This is a genomic window from Paenibacillus sp. plas6, assembly GCF_057221655.1.
In genome coordinates, this window is sequence record NZ_CM170151.1 from 928,501 (window position 1) to 945,000 (window position 16,500).

The window sequence follows — 16,500 nt, forward strand, 5'->3', positions numbered from 1 at the left end:
CTAAACTACAGAAAATTATGAACATTTTGATAAAATTAATGCAACGCTAGTGTTTTCATTTATTTTAATAAAATCCTATCATTTGAAATTCTAGAATAAAGGGTAGAAGTCCACCCAACTGGCAACCCGAACGATGGATCGCAACAAGTGCGAAGCATGTTCGGGTTGGGTACTGTACAAAAGGAGAAGGCTACGGTAAGTCTGAATAGCGAACATCTACAAATCCACTGACATTCGTGCCGAATCCAATATGAGATGCCACACTAGGTGTCAAGTCAATACCTGCTGGATTAAGCACAGTACGTCCGCTTTCGTCTTTTCCATCGTTCCAGTCATCATAAAAAGCTGCTGTGGCCGCAGGAGTTCCCAAGTCCAAATCAGCCCCAAATCTTCTAGGGTTAGTTCCGTCATCAGAATCCCAATAATTATCATTAGTATTCCAAGGCCCCACTTCATCTACCGGTACACTGTTGGCTGCGATATTAGTACTTGGATTATAAACGTTGACTGTGTATTCCGGAGAATCATAATTATCTTCTATCGAATTTGGAATATCGCTCCACCATCCAAGATTGGCAAATTTTACATATTTATCGGGAAGAGCAACTTCATGGGCACCGGAAGTATTTGGGGTGTATTGAGTAGCCTAAACATTAGAAATCCGATCAATATCCGCCTGAATGCTTATTTGACTGTTTCTTTCTTTAAACCAAGCCATCCGATACTCACGTTCACTCTCCCACCATTTCGTTAACCATTCACCAAATGCTTCATATTGGTCGCCCAACATTTTTTCCAATGATCTGTTACGTTGTTCAAAGATTGTTTCAGCCTGCTTATTGAACGACTGCACAGTGATTTTTTGAGCTTGGGTCTGTAATCCTACGGAAGATTGATGTTCTTCCAAGCCCAAATTTTTCAGTGCCGCAACTTGCTCGTCCGACAATCTCAAACTGGCCTGAAGATCAGCAATATCCTTCTCCAGTTTTTGATCCTGAGTCCAAAACAGATAGTAAAGAAGCTCTTTGTTTTTGGTTAGCGCACTGTCCTTTTCAATAACTTCAGGCGCTTTTCCTAAAACGGTAGAACCTGATGCAAAAAGTGCAACAACTAGCGTTAACAATAGAAAAAGTGTGAATCTTCTTCTCATTTTAGTGATCTCCTTTCTCACCTTTTAGTTTACTTTGTAACGAACCGATATCGACTGACTACATATATTCCAGAATTACCTTCCTTACTAGGCTGAATAAGTTCCAATTCAACTACGCTTTGATCCATTACAGTATATTGAACGACTAGCTTGGAATCTTCTTCTGTAATGACTTTGGAATCAACGGATTCATCAACTTCTATTTCCATTGAGTTTAAAAACTCACGAGCTACTTGCCTCCATTCCAATGCACCTGGCTTATGACCTTCATCAACCTCTTTTTGGAGCTGATTTACTTCATTCTGAGAATACTCTGTGCTTATCCAATCAGCAGCAACCTCTGCTTCGCTACAACCCATTAGAAAGGCAAGTAATGAAATAGCCATAATAATCGAAATAGCACGAAACTTCATCGGTATTCCCTCCCTAAAACTTGATAGCCGAAATACTTAATTTCACGGGCAATACGCGATGTAGACTCATCACAACCCCTGTTTCAATAATACTTGTGAAAAATCCCCTCCTTTCCTAGTGGCTACTCCTGTCTATGTACAAAGCAATTATATGTTTTATAATAGAATCTAGGCTGTTTGCTTTGTATAACATAGCAAAGTGCGTATAGAGTCGATTTCCGGTTACCGCTATAAAGATACATGGAAGTCGACTCTTATTTATTGCAACAAGATACCAGAAAACTATTACCTGGTATTCTTGATACAATCGTTGCAGAATTTAAGTAGCAATACTTCGAATGACCCCAAAATGCTCGCGGCTTCCACATACATGTTGATTTTAGCAACCACGAAATTCTGTCTGATACATGACATCACAAAAGATCATCACATTCATTAGTTTGATTACAAATAAATTTGCTGGTTTCAAGCACCGCCCAAAATATGTGAGTACTAGAATGTAAGAGTGGAAATTCCTCCTATAATAAAAACACTTCAACTGCTAGTTTTCTTACGCTTCTCTGGAAATATTTTTTTATGGAAATCTTGATGAAATAGGGCAAACATTCTGGTACTAACAAGCCGTGTCGTGTCAGCTATGCGCGAGGAACTTTCACCCGTTAGATCTATGCCCTGCCAAGCGTAAAGAAATCAGCTCTAGTTGGAGCTGGTTTCTTTTTTCTTGTGGAATTGAGTTATTTATATCCAAGCGAAGACAGACGAACAACATCTCCCGTAGACGCATCAATATAAATTAACGTTTTCTTATTGGGGTAGTTAGGCTCCTTTTGTTCTGTACCTTTCGGCCCTCTTGCCTCAACAACCGCCCCATCAAGTGTAACCAACCAAATTGGACGATTGTCGGTTCCATCAACTTTATTCGTATACAATACGAACTGCGCTGTTGCTGATTCTGCTTTCTTCGCTAAATCAGTCCGATGGGCCTTAGCTTTTTCAATGGCCTCATCTTCTGTAATGTAGGCTTTTTCAGATTGTGGCTCGGAGAAAAAAATTTGTTTGGATTGGAGAGTCGCATCCACTTGCTGGTCTCCGGTTGAAACCAAATTAGGTACTGCTGCTGCACCATCGTCACCAGCCTCTTTAGCCGATACCTGCTGTAAGGTGAACAAAAATGCAACGGTTAAAATAACGCCCAGCATGATATACCAAAAACGCGCATTGCCTTTAACTGTCATCGCTCTTACCTCCCTTTATCATTTAGACTGCTTCTTTATCAGAAATGTTGCAAAATTTAACTGTACCTGTTGTCCCATTGTTCAAACGTGTTATCGCCTGGATCAGCATTATTCCTTTGATGACTTAAATCTTCGTACACGTTAGTTAGAGAAGCATTGCTCCATGTTCCACTGGTACTCTTAACCTTTAGTAAGACATGGTAATCGGGTCTGTAACTGTTCCAGGACTTTGATCGTCGGTACTATCGTGAATTTCACCGAAAAATTGAGCGCTTTGGGCAGTCCATCCAAGATCATTTGTATGGTTAACTGTAGCTTTGCTACTACCATCAATATAAATTGTCCACGTATTCCCTGTTCGTTCTACTTTATAAGCATACGTTGAATTTGGGGAAGCAACGGATGTTTCTTCGTGAAGAAAGCTATCCCCGTTATACTGATAAAAATGCCAGTTTGAAGATTGATCCCAATGTCTACCCCACCCTGCTTGAATATATTCGCTAGAACCTCCCCCTGCGACCATTACCCAAACAGATGCGTCATTTCCGACGTCCTGAAGAACATCGCATTCAATATTACCGCTTGCTCCATAATAGTTACCGGTTTGTAACCCGCCGTTAAAGTACCAGCCTGACACCCCCGCAAATGCCTGACTAGGAAGAAGAACAATTGCGAAACAAATCAAAGCAATAAACATCACTTGTTTTTTCATTTGTTGTCCTCTCCTTTCAATAAAAATTCAACGTTTTTGGAACTGGTTGAACTAAATGACCATTGAACGACCCATACAACTGAATTCTTGTGAGCATTTTAGTATAAGACTCAAGCATTTAACATTGAAGAAATAACTCCCTCCTTTCCCAATGACTACCCCTTATACTATGTACAAAGCGATTATAAAGTTTATAATAGAATCTAGGCTGTTTGCTTTGTATAACATAGCAAAGAGCGTACAGAGTCAATTTCCAGTTACCGCTATAAAGTTACATGGAAATTGGCTCTTATTTATTGCAACAAGATACCAGAAAACTAATTCACTATTACCTGGTATTCTTGATACAATCGTTACAGAATTTAAGTAGTAATACTTCGAATGACCTCAAAATGCTCGCGGCTTCCACATACATGTTGATTTTGGCAACCACGAAATCCAATCTGATACATGACATCACAAAAGATCATCGTATTCATCATGTTTGATTGCAAATAAACTTGCTGGTTTTCAAGTAACGCCCAAAATATGTGAGTACTAGAATGTAAGAGTTGAACCAACTCCTCCTATAATAAAAACACTGCAACTGATAGTTTTCTTACGCTTCTCTGGTAATATTTTTTTAATGGAAATCTTGATGAAATTGGGCAAACATTCTGGTACTAACAAGCCCTGTCGTAATACCACACAACGAAACTGGTCGCGCTACGCTTGCCGAACGGTGTCCGAATTCGGCAGCAGGTGGTTTCGGCAAGGAAGAGATTTGTTGATTGACTAGCCTTGGCTTGGATAAATCGGCATATCTAGGATAATTGAATGCTCAGATCAGCGATGGTTGTTTTCCGAAACCATCGCTGTTTCCATTTTTCACACTTCCCCGCCTTATTCCAACATTAATTTCGTTCATTGCAGCATTCCAATGAATTTTGTCCATAGGCAGCCATGCTGTGCTAAAACAATGTTTTCTATGGCGCTGTACAGTTCGCTCAATATATACACACTTAACCCCTTCACATCTTACACATATTTTGAAGCAATTCATCGAAACTTTTGATAATTTGTTATCAACTTTCAACAGTAAAACCATAAGATTATATACTTTTGAAGTGTTTATAATTGTAAGAACCTTATTTAAATTTGAAGGAGGAATTGTATTGGTTAAACCAGTTAAGGTTGTATGTTGCTTTTTGCTCAGTGTTGTAATTAGTCTATCTTTTTTGTCATCCTTAGGCGAAGCGAAATCTATTTCTAGCGACACCGTTTCATCTGTGCAGTTATTCTATTCAATTTTATTGAGCCGTTTGGTATTTTTGACCCTGACCATGATTACTTAGATGAAGGTATCAACATTTTAGAACAACTCCCTTCCCAAACTAAAGCGAGAATAACTGGGAAAACATATGCAAGTCAGGAAGTTGATTCTATCGGCATCACTTTTATCTTGCAGCGATGGACAGGTTCTGAATGGGTTAACGTGACTGATCCAGTTGAGCGCAGCGCCACTAACAAGGATTCATATACTACAAGTGTCACTTGGAATGTTACGGAGGGGTATTATTATCGTGCCAAGACTATTCACTGGATACAGCAGGGTACTACATACGAACAAGGTGAACGAGTTAGTTCTTACATTCTTATCGGATCTTAGAAAAATCATCCCGAATCCAAAACCGGATTCGGGATGTTTCTTTCTCAATATATAATATTATTAACAATCTGAATCAATGTTTCTTCATTTTCTCGTCCTATTACATGGACATATATATCGGATTGTAGTAACTCAATTTTATTCAAGCCGTCCTCTGTTAATGTCAAATATGCTTCACCTGCAGGAAGTTGAATGGTTTTAATTATTCCTCCCGAACGATTGGCTCCTGAACCGATAGTTGAGTTGTCAATCAGTTTTTTTAAGAGTATCCGTAAAATTTGTTCTTCTTCATTTTGATAAATAAATTCGACTTGATTAGATTTAACCTCTGCTCCAGACTCAGTAATCTCAATTCGTAAAAGCGAATAGGAGGGAGGAATGAAGTTCAACTTTGGTACATCAAAATTTAGCATCTCTTCAAGCTGCTCTACAGAAATCTCAAGTATATTAGCATCGGTTTCACTTGAAGTAGAGTCTTGAGGCGTTGATAATGTATCCTTTGGCGGCTCTGTCTTTGGCTCCGTTTTAGAAGAATCCTGGTTTCCAAAAAAAAATGACATAATTTGATTCGGTAATTCCTTTACCGTCTGATAAAAAGGAGTAAATGCTTTAACTACAGTTGGTGTGCTGAATAATGTGGCCCCGATTATGAATGAAATAACTGCAACGGTCACGAAACGAAATCTTAAACGAAATTTTTGTTTTCGATGCAAGCGTTTCTTTACTTGTAGCCACGATGAATCAATATTAGGCTTGAGGGTGGTCGGAGCTTCCTTAATTGTATCGTCAATCAATTGATCCAGTTCCTTATCGTCCATTTTCGTTCATCCAATCCTTGATTTGTTTTCGCAAAGCGCTTCTTGCACGATGAAGCTTTTGTTGAATAATTTCTGTCAATGTTTGAAGCTCATCAGCAATTTCTTGATAGGAGTATTGTTTTTGCCACCGCAACTCAATCAATATTCTGTATTCAGGTCTCAAATTATCTAATGAAGCTACTATAAATTCTTTTAACAGTTTGCTCTCAACTTGTTTTTCAACAGATTCGGCAGAGGGCGAAACCACATTCAATATAAAAACACTATCCAGGTCGCTTTCCTTACGAATTTTTTTTAACTTCCGCAAATAATTTAATGCCACATTTCGAGTGGTAAGCTTTAGCCATGCTTTGCAATGATTTATATCCTCCGTATAAGGCTTTTTCTTCAGGGATTTTAGAAAAGACTCCTGAATGACATCTTGTGCAAGATCATAATCCTGAATAATATATAACACCATGTTATAGGTCAAAGAGTAAAATGAACGGTAAACCTGTCGTTGTGCAATCTCATCCAATAAATAAAAGTCTGGTGAGATGAGTTGAAGCAAATATTCGTCAGAATACTCCATTAACTATATCATTCCCTTAGATTTATGAGATAGGCACTGTTGCCTTTGTATGAGAGAATGTATATTTTGTGAGTCAAAAGTAGGTCAAAAAATGACAGTGCTTGAAAAAAAGAAAAACATCTGAACACTCTATAAGATTGGTCAGGCAACCAATCCTACTAGAAGAAGTGTTACAGATACATACTCAGTATACCAATATTAATTTTCATTTTCCAGATGTAGTAAACAAACAGATTAGCTGCCAACGAGACATTAAAAGGCTAGGTATCGATTTCTGTCTTTCAGATATTCTAGTCCCTCGTTTTGTGTACATTCGTTCATTCACGCATTTGTAAAAGAGCGGTTGAATGACCATTATGTACGAACAAGTTCCATTTGCTTATATCCCTTCGCAAGAAAGATGAGCAAGGCCCTCCTCTACCTTTCCCGGTCTTCAACAATTCGCCATAGAAGTGTTTCAAAATTGTTCTACCGACAAATTCTTTAGAAACCCTTTTCGGACAGTTGGTTGCATTTTCCACCCCTACTTCCTATTTAGTTATAAGAACTAGAATAGGGGTGATATTAAATGAATGTCAATGAAGAAATGAAAGAACTTGTCGGACGAGCCTTCATTAGTTACGCCAAAAAATGCCTGAAGTATGCTAGAAAGGACTATTACATGAAAGAAAACCGTGAACTATATCGGTTAACCTTTCTGAGTGATCTGCCTTTTGATATTGGCATTCTTAACATGCCCTCTCACCTTTATCCAAGTGAGGATTATATCCTGTTACTCCAAGCGGGCAGCAAACTGAAATTAAACGCTAATGAAAAAAAGATTCTATTTATGAAGTTCTTTGAAGACATGACAGATAAGGATATTGCAGAGGTTCTTGGCATCACCAGACGAGCGGTAAGCAAGTCAAAGGCACAGCTTTTAATAAAATTGCGAAAATATATGATGGATTAACTTACATAGGAAAGGAACATGACAACTTCAACAGCTTAGCATTTTTCTATGTTAGTTGCGGGGAGGTATAATCATGCAGCAAATTTTCTTCCTTCTTGTGGAGGCCAAAAAAGGCAATCCAGATGCAGAAGCTCAACTGTTATGCAAGTTTGAACCGCTTATTTATAACCTTTAACAACAGCATGGCTTATTTGACGAGGACTGTAAGCAACATTTGACCATAGAATTTATCTTGGCTGTTCGTCGTTTCGATCTCAGTCGTTATTTAAAAATACAAGCTTAAAGAAAAAAATTTAAAATGGGAAAGCCGAGGTTGCTTTTTACTTCTGCTCTCCCATTTCTTATATAGAGGAGACAACTTTAGCTATTAATGCCTCTCTATCATAATATAGCCGTTCATTGAAACGGATAAAAAACATTATTTTGGCGGAGGGTTCCCCATACTCGAATAGTCTCCCCTTGCAAGCTCACGGGGTGGAGGGTATTTTTGTACGAGAAAGCTCCTGCCTGTCCGGAACAATGGAGATGAGAACAGAGCCTGTGTACAACAACTCCTCTTCTTAGGTATCGCCGAACTGTGAATCATCCTCGAAACGTACAGGTAAGTGCAGTCCATGCGCCTTCTTCACTGCGAACGGCAATGCGGCCGCCCGCCTGCTCGATGATACTTTTGGCAATCGCCAAACCAAGACCAAAACTGCCGTCTTCATGCTTGCGGGAAGCGGCCGCCCGATAGAAGCGATCAAAAACATGCGGCAAATCCCCAGCCGGAATGCCTGAACCCGTATTGGCAATCTCCAATTGAATGTGCGACTTGGCTTTGGAGAGCGAGACGTGAATGTTGCCGCCTTCATTGGCATATTTCACCGCATTATCCAGCAAGATCAGGAGTACATGCCGGATGCCTTCTTCCTCTCCTTTGAGATGAACATCCGCAGCGATGGCGTGTGTAAAGACAATCTGTTTCCGGACGGCTGCCGCTTCAAATGGAGCGAGAGCATCGCTTACCATGCGGCTGAGATCAAATGTCTTCACATGGGGTTGATGATTCTGGTCTTCCAGCCGTGCCAGCCTCAACAGATCATGGATCAGGTACGTCATGCGATCGATGCCTCTTTGCATATAGTCCAGCCACTTCAATTGGCTTTCTATCGTTTCTTTCCTGTTTTCATAAAGCACCCCAAGGTTGACATTCAGTATCGAAAGCGGCGTTTTCAGTTCATGCGAGGCGTCCGACACAAATTGCTTTTGCTTGTTCCAAGCTTCTCGCAGGGGACGAACAGCCCGATTTGCAAAGCCATAGCTGATGAGAAAAAGCACGATAAGCACGCCCCCTCCTACGGCCAGCAGCGTATTTCTTAATCCGGACAAGGAGGTGTAGCTTTCCGTCACATCTAGAAATGTGATTTTATTCAGCGCCTCCAAATGCGAAGAAAGACGGTTGTACCGTACATCTGCATCAGGCGTGACAGGAACGATTTTATACCGCCATTGCCTGCCTTGCCAGCTGATAGGGGAACGGTCGCTCTTTTGATTCAGAGCTTGCCGCGCCGCTTGCTCGTAGACATGATCCGACAACCCGAATGTAGAATGAATGGATACAATACGGCCGCTCGAATCGATGTCCAAACTGAACATTTCAGAGGTCTGAACGACAATGGAGCCGTTCGGAGGCAGCGAGTCCGACACTTCCACTTTGATATTCCCGGAAACGCTGTCCTCGCCTATGGAAAACTCAACGGTCGGCAACGCTTTTAACCTGCTGTCAATGTCCGATAACACTTTACTGGACGTACTCCAATAAATCGCCACAAACGCCGCGACGATTACAGCGCCTGTAACGGACAAATTAAACCATAACATGGCGTTTCGCAGCTTATGAAACATATGCGCTCAGTCCTTTTCGGTGCGCAACACATACCCGACATGCCGAATCGTTCGGATCGAAGCCTGTGTGTGAAGTTGAGCCAATTTCTTGCGCAACAATGAGATATGGATTTCTACACGATTGCCTTCCGCTTCTGTATCGTATCCCCAAAGCTTCTCGATCATGTTCTCCTTGGACATGATACGGGGACTGCTCTTGATCAGCATTGCCAGGATTTGCGCTTCTTTCAGCGGCAGCAGGATCTCTTGACCGTAACAGGAACACGTGAGCGTCTGCAGATCCAGGCGCAAGTCTTCATAGGTCAGAACGCCGTCCGGAATCCATGTCGGCGTTCTCCTTCCCAAAGCGCGTATACGCGCCAGCAATTCTCCGGGATGAAAAGGTTTGGCCAAGTAATCGTCAGCGCCGAAATCCAGGCCTTGTATCTTTTCTTCCGGGGCGTCTCTGGCCGTTAAGAGGATAACAGGAATCGCGATCCCTTCGCCGCGCAGCCTGCGCAGCACCTCAATCCCATCCAGCTTGGGCAGCATAATGTCCAGCACGATCAGATCATAGATGCCGGTGAGCGCGCAATCCAGTCCGTATTCGCCATCCTGCGCCAAATCGACACTGTAATGATGCTTCCTCAGTATTTGCATAATGGCTTCGGCTATATAGATTTCATCTTCAATCATCAGTACTCGCATCGTTTCCATTCCTTTTTCTATCCTCATCTTCATTATAGACCATTTAATTCAACTAAAACCCATTTTGCATGTTGACCTTATCCGATCAAAAGATGAAGAGGCTGCAACGCAGCCTCTTCATCCCCATCCCATTCCGGACCTTTATCTATCTCGGCCGCTCTCCCGTCAGGTCGCCCAATGTTATTGGGTTTATCGGGATTTCCGTGCAACTAACGAACTGCGGCTTCTGACTCCGCGGTTACGCTGAGCGTTCCTTTACCATCATCAAAGCTGATCGCAAATCCTTCGGGAACGTCCAGGCTCCAGGTTTTTCCACCATCCGTGGAGTAATACGTTTTGCCGTCCTCTCGAACTTCTACCGCAATGCTGCTCTCTGTCTCGGCACCTGTAGCTACTTCCAATTTATTATCGCCTAAAGCGCCTTCGCTGGCTATCCGTGCAGTTACTTCATCGGAAGACACGCCAATGGTTCCTTCTCCTTCGTCCAGGATGATCGCAAATCCTTCAGGGACGTTCAGGCTCCAGGTTTTGCCCCCGTCTGTCGAGTAATACGTTTTGCCGTCCTCCCGAGTCTCTACGGCAATGCCGCCTTCCACTTCGGCAATCGGAGTTGTTTCCACCTGTCCTGCCGGCGAGACGTTTGTGACAAGCGCATTTTTGCCGTCGGCTGCGAAGGCAGCGCCAGTACCCAATGTCGCCAGCAGGGCAGCCGTTGCAATCACCTTCACCGCCTTGCTCTTAAATATACCTGCTTCATTTTTCTTCATCATCTCCACGTTGAAATCCTCCATTCCTTGTGTTGTAAGCAGCTGTCTTACAAGTCCCACTATATCATCGGCAGCTTTAGCGAACCTTTAGTTGCATTACAAAAATTTATCCTGGCTATTCGGCGTTTTGAATTAAATCGATAAAAAAATAGGAAAGCAGAGGTTGCTTTTTGACTTTCGCTTTCCCATTTCTTTATGTAGAGGGAGTCAGATAATTGGTCTCTCTAATAATCCATATTACTGCTCATTGAAAACTGAATATTTGCCGTTCCAAGTACGTTCCTCTTGTGCCTGTAACAGGGAAGCGACGATAGCGGATGCGCCAAGACAATCCATGATGTTGTTTAACAATATGGATTTGAGCGATTTTTTCCGCTTTCAATCAGCCTGTGGTGGGCTGATCGCCAAGACCCGCAAGAGGGTATCATGATACTTCTGCCTGGCCAGCGTCACTGCATTGGGGGCAGCCCGCTCGGATGAGGGGGAGCTTCGCAAGAAGCTATGTGCGGACTCACCACCCGCAGCTTGGAACGCATTCTTTTGTTATACATAATCCTTAATCCTTGTATTTGAAAGGAGCTGTCGTGTTTATGCAAATCGACTCTGGTATTCCATCGGATACATTAAAGACTTATTCGCACATGTTTCAGGATTACCCATACGTCGTCAATGTCGTTCAAATGTGTGAAATGCTCGGATGGATTAGCACCAAGACTGGATATAAACTTTTACAGGCCAACAAAATCAACCACTTCAAAATAGGCAGAGCGTATAAAATCCCCAAAGCCGCTATTATTGCTTATCTCCACAGTATTATGACTCATCAACCGATTTCCCACTGTGACGCTTTAGTGCATTGAATCATCTATTCTACTATGGTATATTTAAAGTGTCAATGGTGGGATCGGTGCTGCTAACCAAGGAGGTATTAAAACATGGTTGCAGGCCACCTACAGGAGAAAAAAGGTCTTTTTTACATTGTTCTAAATTATAAGAACGAGGAGGGAAAGCGAAAAAGTAAATGGCTCGCTACGGGCTTGCCCGTCAAAGGAAACAAGAAAAAAGCGGAATCCCTGCTCATGGATGCCCGCAGAAATTTTGAATTAATGCCAAATGAAGAAGCCGAAAAAGTACAGGAAAAACAAATCATCGTAGAAAACACAGATGTTGACCAGACCTTATTTGCAGACTACATGCTGGATTGGCTTGAAACGGTGAAGCATAGGATCGAACTCATCACATATATCTCGTATGTTAACGCAGTAAAAGGACGTATCGTTCCTTACTTTCGAGAAAAAGGCACTACACTCCAGGAATTAAAACCACATCACATTCAGGATTTTTATAGTCATGCCTTAAATGAATGGAAAGTTAGTGCTAACACAGTCATTCATTATCATGCCAATATCCGTTCAGCACTTCAGCAGGCGTTCATTACGGATCGAATTTCTTCCAATCCTGCCGACAAGATCATTCGTCCGAAGAAGGAACCATTTGTAGGCAGCTCATACAGCGCTTCAGAAGTCAATCAACTTTTGGAAATTGTAAAAGGCACCAAGATTGAACTAGCTGTGATTCTGGGAGCCTTTTATGGATTAAGGCGAAGTGAAGTGGTGGGACTAAAATGGTCTGCCATTGATCTGGTCAATAAGACCATCACGATCAAGCATACCGTCACGTCTGGTTCTCTGGATGGGAAGCTGATCACGATTGAGAAGGATCGAACAAAGAACAAGGCAAGTCTTCGTACGCTGCCCCTTGTCGATGCTTTCTATGACCTTCTGGTGCAAATGAAGGAGCAGCAGGAAATCAATCAACAACTCTTCAAAGGTTCTTACTGCAAGGATTATATCGGTTATATTTATGTGGATGCCATGGGAGATCGAATCAAACCCAATTATATCACCCAACATTTTGCCCTTGTGCTGAAGAAGAATGGCATGCGTCATATCCGGTTTCACGATCTTCGTCATAGCTGTGCAAGCCTGTTGTTGGCCAATGGCGTCAGCATGAAGGAAGTTCAAGAGTGGCTGGGACATAGTGATTATTCCACCACAGCCAATATTTATTCGCACTTGGAGTACAGTTCCAAAGTTTCTTCAGCCAATACGATGAATGAAGTCATCAAAATATAAAAAAAGCCCATTAGAATTAAATCTAATGAACTGTTGGTTATTAATGTGGTACCGGTGAGAGGACTCGAACCTCCACGGATCTCTCCAAACGATTTTGAGTCGTTCGCGTCTGCCATTCCGCCACACCGGCTTATTCTCTTTTCTTTGCGCCCTATTTCAGCTAGCAAAGATGGCGCGGCCTAAGAGATTCGAACTCCTGACCTTTTGATTCGTAGTCAAACGCTCTATCCAGCTGAGCTAAGGCCGCATGTTCTTGCTTGTGATTTGTGGAGGCGCCACCCAGATTCGAACTGGGGGTAAAGCTTTTGCAGAGCTCTGCCTTACCACTTGGCTATGGCGCCAAATTAATTATGGAGCGGAAGACGGGAATCGAACCCGCGACCCTCGCCTTGGCAAGGCGATGCTCTACCGCTGAGCCACTTCCGCATAGTTAATATTGTTTATAAATAAATGGCTGGGGATCAAGGATTCGAACCTTGGAATGACGGAGTCAAAGTCCGTTGCCTTACCGCTTGGCTAATCCCCAGCGTCATGTTTTAATGGGGCGATCGATGGGACTTGAACCCACGAATGCCGGAGCCACAATCCGGTGCGTTAACCACTTCGCCACGACCGCCATATTCTATTAATCTTCCTTTGGCAGGGGCAGCAGGAATCGAACCCACACCAAAGGTTTTGGAGACCTTTGTTCTACCTTTAAACTATGCCCCTATAGGAATGGTGGGAGATGATGGATTCGAACCACCGAACTCGTCAGAGAACAGATTTACAGTCTGCTGCGTTTGGCCACTTCGCTAATCTCCCTTACAATGGTGCCGCCTAGAGGACTTGAACCCCCAACCTACTGATTACAAGTCAGTTGCTCTACCAATTGAGCTAAAGCGGCATATGTAATGAATATCATGGTGGCTCGGGACGGAATCGAACCGCCGACACGAGGATTTTCAGTCCTCTGCTCTACCGACTGAGCTACCGAGCCCAATCGTTGTCGTAGATGGCGGAGCTGACGAGATTCGAACTCGCGATCTCCTGCGTGACAGGCAGGCATGTTAGGCCTCTACACCACAGCTCCATACAACAAAAGGGACTTCTTTTTTGGTTGCGGGGACAGGATTTGAACCTGTGGCCTTCGGGTTATGAGCCCGACGAGCTACCGAACTGCTCCACCCCGCGTCATCATATCTTCCAATTCATATATTGGTATAGTTATATGGTGGAGGATGACGGGATCGAACCGCCGACCCTCTGCTTGTAAGGCAGATGCTCTCCCAGCTGAGCTAATCCTCCATTTATTGGTGACCCGTAGGGGATTCGAACCCCTGTTACCTCCGTGAAAGGGAGGTGTCTTAACCCCTTGACCAACGGGCCATAATCTATATCTATAATAAGAGTGCTGGCGGAGAGCTAGGGATTCGAACCCTAGATACCGGATTAGGGTATACACGATTTCCAATCGTGCTCCTTCGACCACTCGGACAGCTCTCCATACTGGCTCCCCGAACAGGACTCGAACCTGTGACAACTCGATTAACAGTCGAGTGCTCTACCGACTGAGCTATCAGGGAACGCTAAAATATTATAATAGCTTGAACAGCTATTTGAAGGTTTACACCCTCAAAACTGGATAGAAAGTTTCTCATCTTACGAATCATTTAGGATAAGCCCTCGACCGATTAGTACTGGTCAGCTCCATGCATTGCTGCACTTCCACCCCCAGCCTATCTACCTCGTCGTCTTCAAGGGGTCTTACTACTTGGGAAATCTCATCTTGAGGGGGGCTTCACGCTTAGATGCTTTCAGCGCTTATCCCTTCCGTACTTGGCTACCCAGCGGTGCTTCTGGCGAAACAACTGGTACACCAGCGGTACGTCCATCCCGGTCCTCTCGTACTAAGGACAGCTCCTCTCAAATTTCCTACGCCCGCGACAGATAGGGACCGAACTGTCTCACGACGTTCTGAACCCAGCTCGCGTACCGCTTTAATGGGCGAACAGCCCAACCCTTGGGACCTACTTCAGCCCCAGGATGCGATGAGCCGACATCGAGGTGCCAAACCTCCCCGTCGATGTGGACTCTTGGGGGAGATAAGCCTGTTATCCCCAGGGTAGCTTTTATCCGTTGAGCGATGGCCCTTCCATTCGGTACCACCGGATCACTAAGCCCGACTTTCGTCCCTGCTCGACTTGTGGGTCTCGCAGTCAAGCTCCCTTCTGCCTTTACACTCTTCGAATGATTTCCAACCATTCTGAGGGAACCTTTGGGCGCCTCCGTTACGCTTTAGGAGGCGACCGCCCCAGTCAAACTGCCCACCTGACACGGTCCCTTCGCCCGATTCAGGGCGACAGGTTAGAACTCCGATACGATCAGGGTGGTATCCCAACGGCGCCTCCACACAAGCTGGCGCTCATGCTTCCTAGGCTCCCACCTATCCTGTACAGATCGTACCAAAGTCCAATATCAAGCTGCAGTAAAGCTCCATGGGGTCTTTCCGTCTTGTCGCGGGTAACCTGCATCTTCACAGGTATTAAAATTTCACCGGATCTCTCGTTGAGACAGCGCCCAATTCGTTACGCCATTCGTGCGGGTCAGAATTTACCTGACAAGGAATTTCGCTACCTTAGGACCGTTATAGTTACGGCCGCCGTTTACTGGGGCTTCGGTTCATAGCTTCGGCTTACGCCTAACCATTCCCCTTAACCTTCCAGCACCGGGCAGGCGTCAGCCCGTATACGTCGTCTTACGACTTTGCACAGACCTGTGTTTTTGCTAAACAGTCGATTGGGCCTTTTCACTGCGGCCCCCTCGGGCTATTCACCCTACCGGGGCACCCCTTCTCCCGAAGTTACGGGGTCATTTTGCCGAGTTCCTTAACGAGAGTTCTTCCGCGCGCCTTAGCATGCTCTGCTCGCCTACCTGTGTCGGTTTGCGGTACGGGCACCTTCGTCTCACTAGAGGCTTTTCTTGGCAGCCTGAACTCATGACCTTCGCTACTGCAATTTTCGCTCCCCATCACAGCCCAGCCTTTCGATGAGCGGATTTGCCTACTCACCAGCCTCACTGCTTGGACGGACATCCATCAGTCCGCGTCACTATCCTTCTGCGTCACCCCTTCGCTCAAACAACTACGGTGGTACAGGAATTTCAACCTGTTGTCCTTCCACTACGCCTTTCGGCCTCGCGTTAGGTCCCGACTTACCCTGAGTGGACGAGCCTTCCTCAGGAACCCTTAGGCTTACGGCGGATAGGATTCTCACCTATCTTTTCGTTACTCATACCGGCATTCTCACTTGAATACAGTCCACCACTCCTTACGGTATGACTTCAACCCGTATTCAACGCTCCCCTACCCAATTCGTAGGCTTCACTTCAACTTCGATGGTTTGTGTTTAGCTGAAGAACATACATTTAGTCGAATTCTTGAACAACCTTAGCGGTTGATTTCGACGAATGTTAATCGTCGCTAAACACTTCTTCAAAGAAGAAGTGAAACCTACGACTTGCCATAGCTTCGGCGGTGTGTTTAGC

At 43.9% G+C, this 16,500-nt stretch carries 15 protein-coding genes, 16 tRNA genes and 1 rRNA gene (1 of these 32 only partly in view); 4 read left to right on the plus strand and 28 right to left on the minus strand.

Annotated elements, in window-relative coordinates:
- Window positions 1–190: 190 nt before the first annotated feature.
- From AC2TDL_RS04190 to AC2TDL_RS04215, 6 genes are all read right to left on the minus strand, one after another.
- The gene (locus AC2TDL_RS04190; protein WP_484698955.1) at window positions 191–451 is read right to left on the minus strand and encodes a hypothetical protein; all 261 of its coding nucleotides are present in this window, start codon (window positions 449–451) and stop codon (window positions 191–193) included.
- Between the two features lie 195 nt (window positions 452–646).
- The gene (locus AC2TDL_RS04195; protein ID WP_484698956.1) at window positions 647–1,150 is read right to left on the minus strand and encodes a hypothetical protein; all 504 of its coding nucleotides are present in this window, start codon (window positions 1,148–1,150) and stop codon (window positions 647–649) included.
- Window positions 1,151–1,179: 29 nt separating this feature from the next.
- Entirely contained in the window at window positions 1,180–1,563 is a 384-nt protein-coding gene (locus AC2TDL_RS04200; protein ID WP_484698957.1) for a hypothetical protein, read from the minus strand.
- A gap of 734 nt (window positions 1,564–2,297) precedes the next feature.
- Entirely contained in the window at window positions 2,298–2,798 is a 501-nt protein-coding gene (locus tag AC2TDL_RS04205) for a hypothetical protein (protein WP_484698958.1), read from the minus strand.
- Between the two features lie 187 nt (window positions 2,799–2,985).
- Window positions 2,986–3,510 carry a hypothetical protein gene (locus tag AC2TDL_RS04210; RefSeq protein WP_484698959.1) on the minus strand — a complete coding sequence of 175 codons (525 nt, stop codon included), beginning with the start codon at window positions 3,508–3,510 and terminating at the stop codon, window positions 2,986–2,988.
- Between the two features lie 820 nt (window positions 3,511–4,330).
- Window positions 4,331–4,768: a hypothetical protein gene (locus AC2TDL_RS04215; protein ID WP_484698960.1), complete on the minus strand. Its 438-nt coding sequence runs from the start codon at window positions 4,766–4,768 to the stop codon at window positions 4,331–4,333.
- A gap of 183 nt (window positions 4,769–4,951) precedes the next feature.
- Between AC2TDL_RS04215 and AC2TDL_RS04220 the strand changes: the two genes are divergently transcribed.
- Window positions 4,952–5,158 carry a hypothetical protein gene (locus AC2TDL_RS04220; RefSeq protein WP_484698961.1) on the plus strand — a complete coding sequence of 69 codons (207 nt, stop codon included), beginning with the start codon at window positions 4,952–4,954 and terminating at the stop codon, window positions 5,156–5,158.
- 44 nt (window positions 5,159–5,202) lie between these two features.
- On the opposite strand, the gene AC2TDL_RS04225 is transcribed toward AC2TDL_RS04220, so the two are convergent.
- Together AC2TDL_RS04225 and AC2TDL_RS04230 are read right to left on the minus strand one after the other, a co-directional pair.
- A complete protein-coding gene (locus AC2TDL_RS04225; protein WP_484698962.1) occupies window positions 5,203–5,976 on the minus strand; it encodes a hypothetical protein in 774 nt (257 codons plus the stop codon).
- On the minus strand, window positions 5,966–6,547 hold the full coding sequence (locus tag AC2TDL_RS04230) for an RNA polymerase sigma factor (RefSeq protein ID WP_484698963.1): 582 nt from the start codon (window positions 6,545–6,547) through the stop codon (window positions 5,966–5,968). The genes AC2TDL_RS04225 and AC2TDL_RS04230 overlap by 11 nt, the downstream gene beginning before the upstream one ends.
- Before the next feature lie 568 nt (window positions 6,548–7,115).
- Here AC2TDL_RS04230 and AC2TDL_RS04235 point away from each other — a divergent pair.
- Window positions 7,116–7,499, plus strand: a complete 384-nt coding sequence (locus AC2TDL_RS04235; protein ID WP_484698964.1) for a sigma-70 family RNA polymerase sigma factor — start codon at window positions 7,116–7,118, stop codon at window positions 7,497–7,499.
- Window positions 7,500–8,081: 582 nt separating this feature from the next.
- On the opposite strand, the gene AC2TDL_RS04240 is transcribed toward AC2TDL_RS04235, so the two are convergent.
- The 3 genes from AC2TDL_RS04240 to AC2TDL_RS04250 form a co-directional block, all read right to left on the minus strand.
- Window positions 8,082–9,386, minus strand: coding sequence for a sensor histidine kinase (locus AC2TDL_RS04240; RefSeq protein ID WP_484698965.1), 1,305 nt, complete (start codon window positions 9,384–9,386; stop codon window positions 8,082–8,084).
- A 6-nt stretch (window positions 9,387–9,392) separates the two neighbouring features.
- Window positions 9,393–10,073, minus strand: coding sequence for a response regulator transcription factor (locus AC2TDL_RS04245; RefSeq protein WP_484701035.1), 681 nt, complete (start codon window positions 10,071–10,073; stop codon window positions 9,393–9,395).
- Between the two features lie 209 nt (window positions 10,074–10,282).
- Complete coding sequence (locus AC2TDL_RS04250; RefSeq protein ID WP_484701037.1) at window positions 10,283–10,843, minus strand: hypothetical protein; 561 nt, start codon at window positions 10,841–10,843, stop codon at window positions 10,283–10,285.
- A gap of 686 nt (window positions 10,844–11,529) precedes the next feature.
- On the opposite strand from AC2TDL_RS04250, the gene AC2TDL_RS04255 reads away from it, so the two are divergent.
- Together AC2TDL_RS04255 and AC2TDL_RS04260 are read left to right on the plus strand one after the other, a co-directional pair.
- Window positions 11,530–11,700, plus strand: coding sequence for a helix-turn-helix domain-containing protein (locus AC2TDL_RS04255; protein ID WP_484701039.1), 171 nt, complete (start codon window positions 11,530–11,532; stop codon window positions 11,698–11,700).
- A 75-nt stretch (window positions 11,701–11,775) separates the two neighbouring features.
- Window positions 11,776–12,975 (plus strand): tyrosine-type recombinase/integrase, encoded by a 1,200-nt coding sequence (locus AC2TDL_RS04260; protein WP_484698966.1) that lies wholly within the window; start codon window positions 11,776–11,778, stop codon window positions 12,973–12,975.
- Between the two features lie 46 nt (window positions 12,976–13,021).
- On the opposite strand, the gene AC2TDL_RS04265 is transcribed toward AC2TDL_RS04260, so the two are convergent.
- From AC2TDL_RS04265 to AC2TDL_RS04345, 17 genes are all read right to left on the minus strand, one after another.
- Window positions 13,022–13,105, minus strand: a tRNA-Leu gene (locus AC2TDL_RS04265).
- 40 nt (window positions 13,106–13,145) lie between these two features.
- Window positions 13,146–13,222: transfer RNA gene (locus AC2TDL_RS04270), tRNA-Arg, on the minus strand.
- A gap of 20 nt (window positions 13,223–13,242) precedes the next feature.
- Window positions 13,243–13,316 (minus strand) — tRNA-Cys (locus AC2TDL_RS04275).
- Window positions 13,317–13,326: 10 nt separating this feature from the next.
- Window positions 13,327–13,401: transfer RNA gene (locus tag AC2TDL_RS04280), tRNA-Gly, on the minus strand.
- A 25-nt stretch (window positions 13,402–13,426) separates the two neighbouring features.
- Window positions 13,427–13,501, minus strand: a tRNA-Gln gene (locus AC2TDL_RS04285).
- A gap of 14 nt (window positions 13,502–13,515) precedes the next feature.
- Window positions 13,516–13,591, minus strand: a tRNA-His gene (locus tag AC2TDL_RS04290).
- A 21-nt stretch (window positions 13,592–13,612) separates the two neighbouring features.
- Window positions 13,613–13,686, minus strand: a tRNA-Trp gene (locus tag AC2TDL_RS04295).
- A gap of 7 nt (window positions 13,687–13,693) precedes the next feature.
- Window positions 13,694–13,779: transfer RNA gene (locus AC2TDL_RS04300), tRNA-Tyr, on the minus strand.
- A gap of 6 nt (window positions 13,780–13,785) precedes the next feature.
- Window positions 13,786–13,861 (minus strand) — tRNA-Thr (locus AC2TDL_RS04305).
- A 17-nt stretch (window positions 13,862–13,878) separates the two neighbouring features.
- Window positions 13,879–13,954: transfer RNA gene (locus tag AC2TDL_RS04310), tRNA-Phe, on the minus strand.
- Window positions 13,955–13,970: 16 nt separating this feature from the next.
- A tRNA-Asp gene (locus AC2TDL_RS04315) sits at window positions 13,971–14,047 on the minus strand.
- A 24-nt stretch (window positions 14,048–14,071) separates the two neighbouring features.
- Window positions 14,072–14,148 (minus strand) — tRNA-Met (locus tag AC2TDL_RS04320).
- 38 nt (window positions 14,149–14,186) lie between these two features.
- Window positions 14,187–14,262, minus strand: a tRNA-Val gene (locus tag AC2TDL_RS04325).
- A gap of 6 nt (window positions 14,263–14,268) precedes the next feature.
- A tRNA-Glu gene (locus AC2TDL_RS04330) sits at window positions 14,269–14,343 on the minus strand.
- 26 nt (window positions 14,344–14,369) lie between these two features.
- A tRNA-Ser gene (locus AC2TDL_RS04335) sits at window positions 14,370–14,460 on the minus strand.
- A 4-nt stretch (window positions 14,461–14,464) separates the two neighbouring features.
- Window positions 14,465–14,540: transfer RNA gene (locus AC2TDL_RS04340), tRNA-Asn, on the minus strand.
- 88 nt (window positions 14,541–14,628) lie between these two features.
- Window positions 14,629–16,500: ribosomal RNA gene (locus tag AC2TDL_RS04345) — 23S ribosomal RNA — on the minus strand; it runs 1,186 nt beyond the window's last position.

Coding starts and splice junctions, on each gene's coding strand:
- AC2TDL_RS04250 (WP_484701037.1), bottom strand. CDS start 10,843: ATGATGAAGAAAAATGAAGCAGGTATATTTAAGAGCAAGGCGGTGAAG.
- AC2TDL_RS04200 (WP_484698957.1), bottom strand. CDS start 1,563: ATGAAGTTTCGTGCTATTTCGATTATTATGGCTATTTCATTACTTGCC.
- AC2TDL_RS04245 (WP_484701035.1), bottom strand. CDS start 10,073: ATGCGAGTACTGATGATTGAAGATGAAATCTATATAGCCGAAGCCATT.
- AC2TDL_RS04205 (WP_484698958.1), bottom strand. CDS start 2,798: ATGACAGTTAAAGGCAATGCGCGTTTTTGGTATATCATGCTGGGCGTT.
- AC2TDL_RS04195 (WP_484698956.1), bottom strand. CDS start 1,150: ATGAGAAGAAGATTCACACTTTTTCTATTGTTAACGCTAGTTGTTGCA.
- AC2TDL_RS04240 (WP_484698965.1), bottom strand. CDS start 9,386: ATGTTTCATAAGCTGCGAAACGCCATGTTATGGTTTAATTTGTCCGTT.
- AC2TDL_RS04210 (WP_484698959.1), bottom strand. CDS start 3,510: ATGAAAAAACAAGTGATGTTTATTGCTTTGATTTGTTTCGCAATTGTT.
- AC2TDL_RS04235 (WP_484698964.1), top strand. CDS start 7,116: ATGAATGTCAATGAAGAAATGAAAGAACTTGTCGGACGAGCCTTCATT.
- AC2TDL_RS04255 (WP_484701039.1), top strand. CDS start 11,530: ATGCTCGGATGGATTAGCACCAAGACTGGATATAAACTTTTACAGGCC.
- AC2TDL_RS04230 (WP_484698963.1), bottom strand. CDS start 6,547: ATGGAGTATTCTGACGAATATTTGCTTCAACTCATCTCACCAGACTTT.
- AC2TDL_RS04260 (WP_484698966.1), top strand. CDS start 11,776: ATGGTTGCAGGCCACCTACAGGAGAAAAAAGGTCTTTTTTACATTGTT.
- AC2TDL_RS04225 (WP_484698962.1), bottom strand. CDS start 5,976: ATGGACGATAAGGAACTGGATCAATTGATTGACGATACAATTAAGGAA.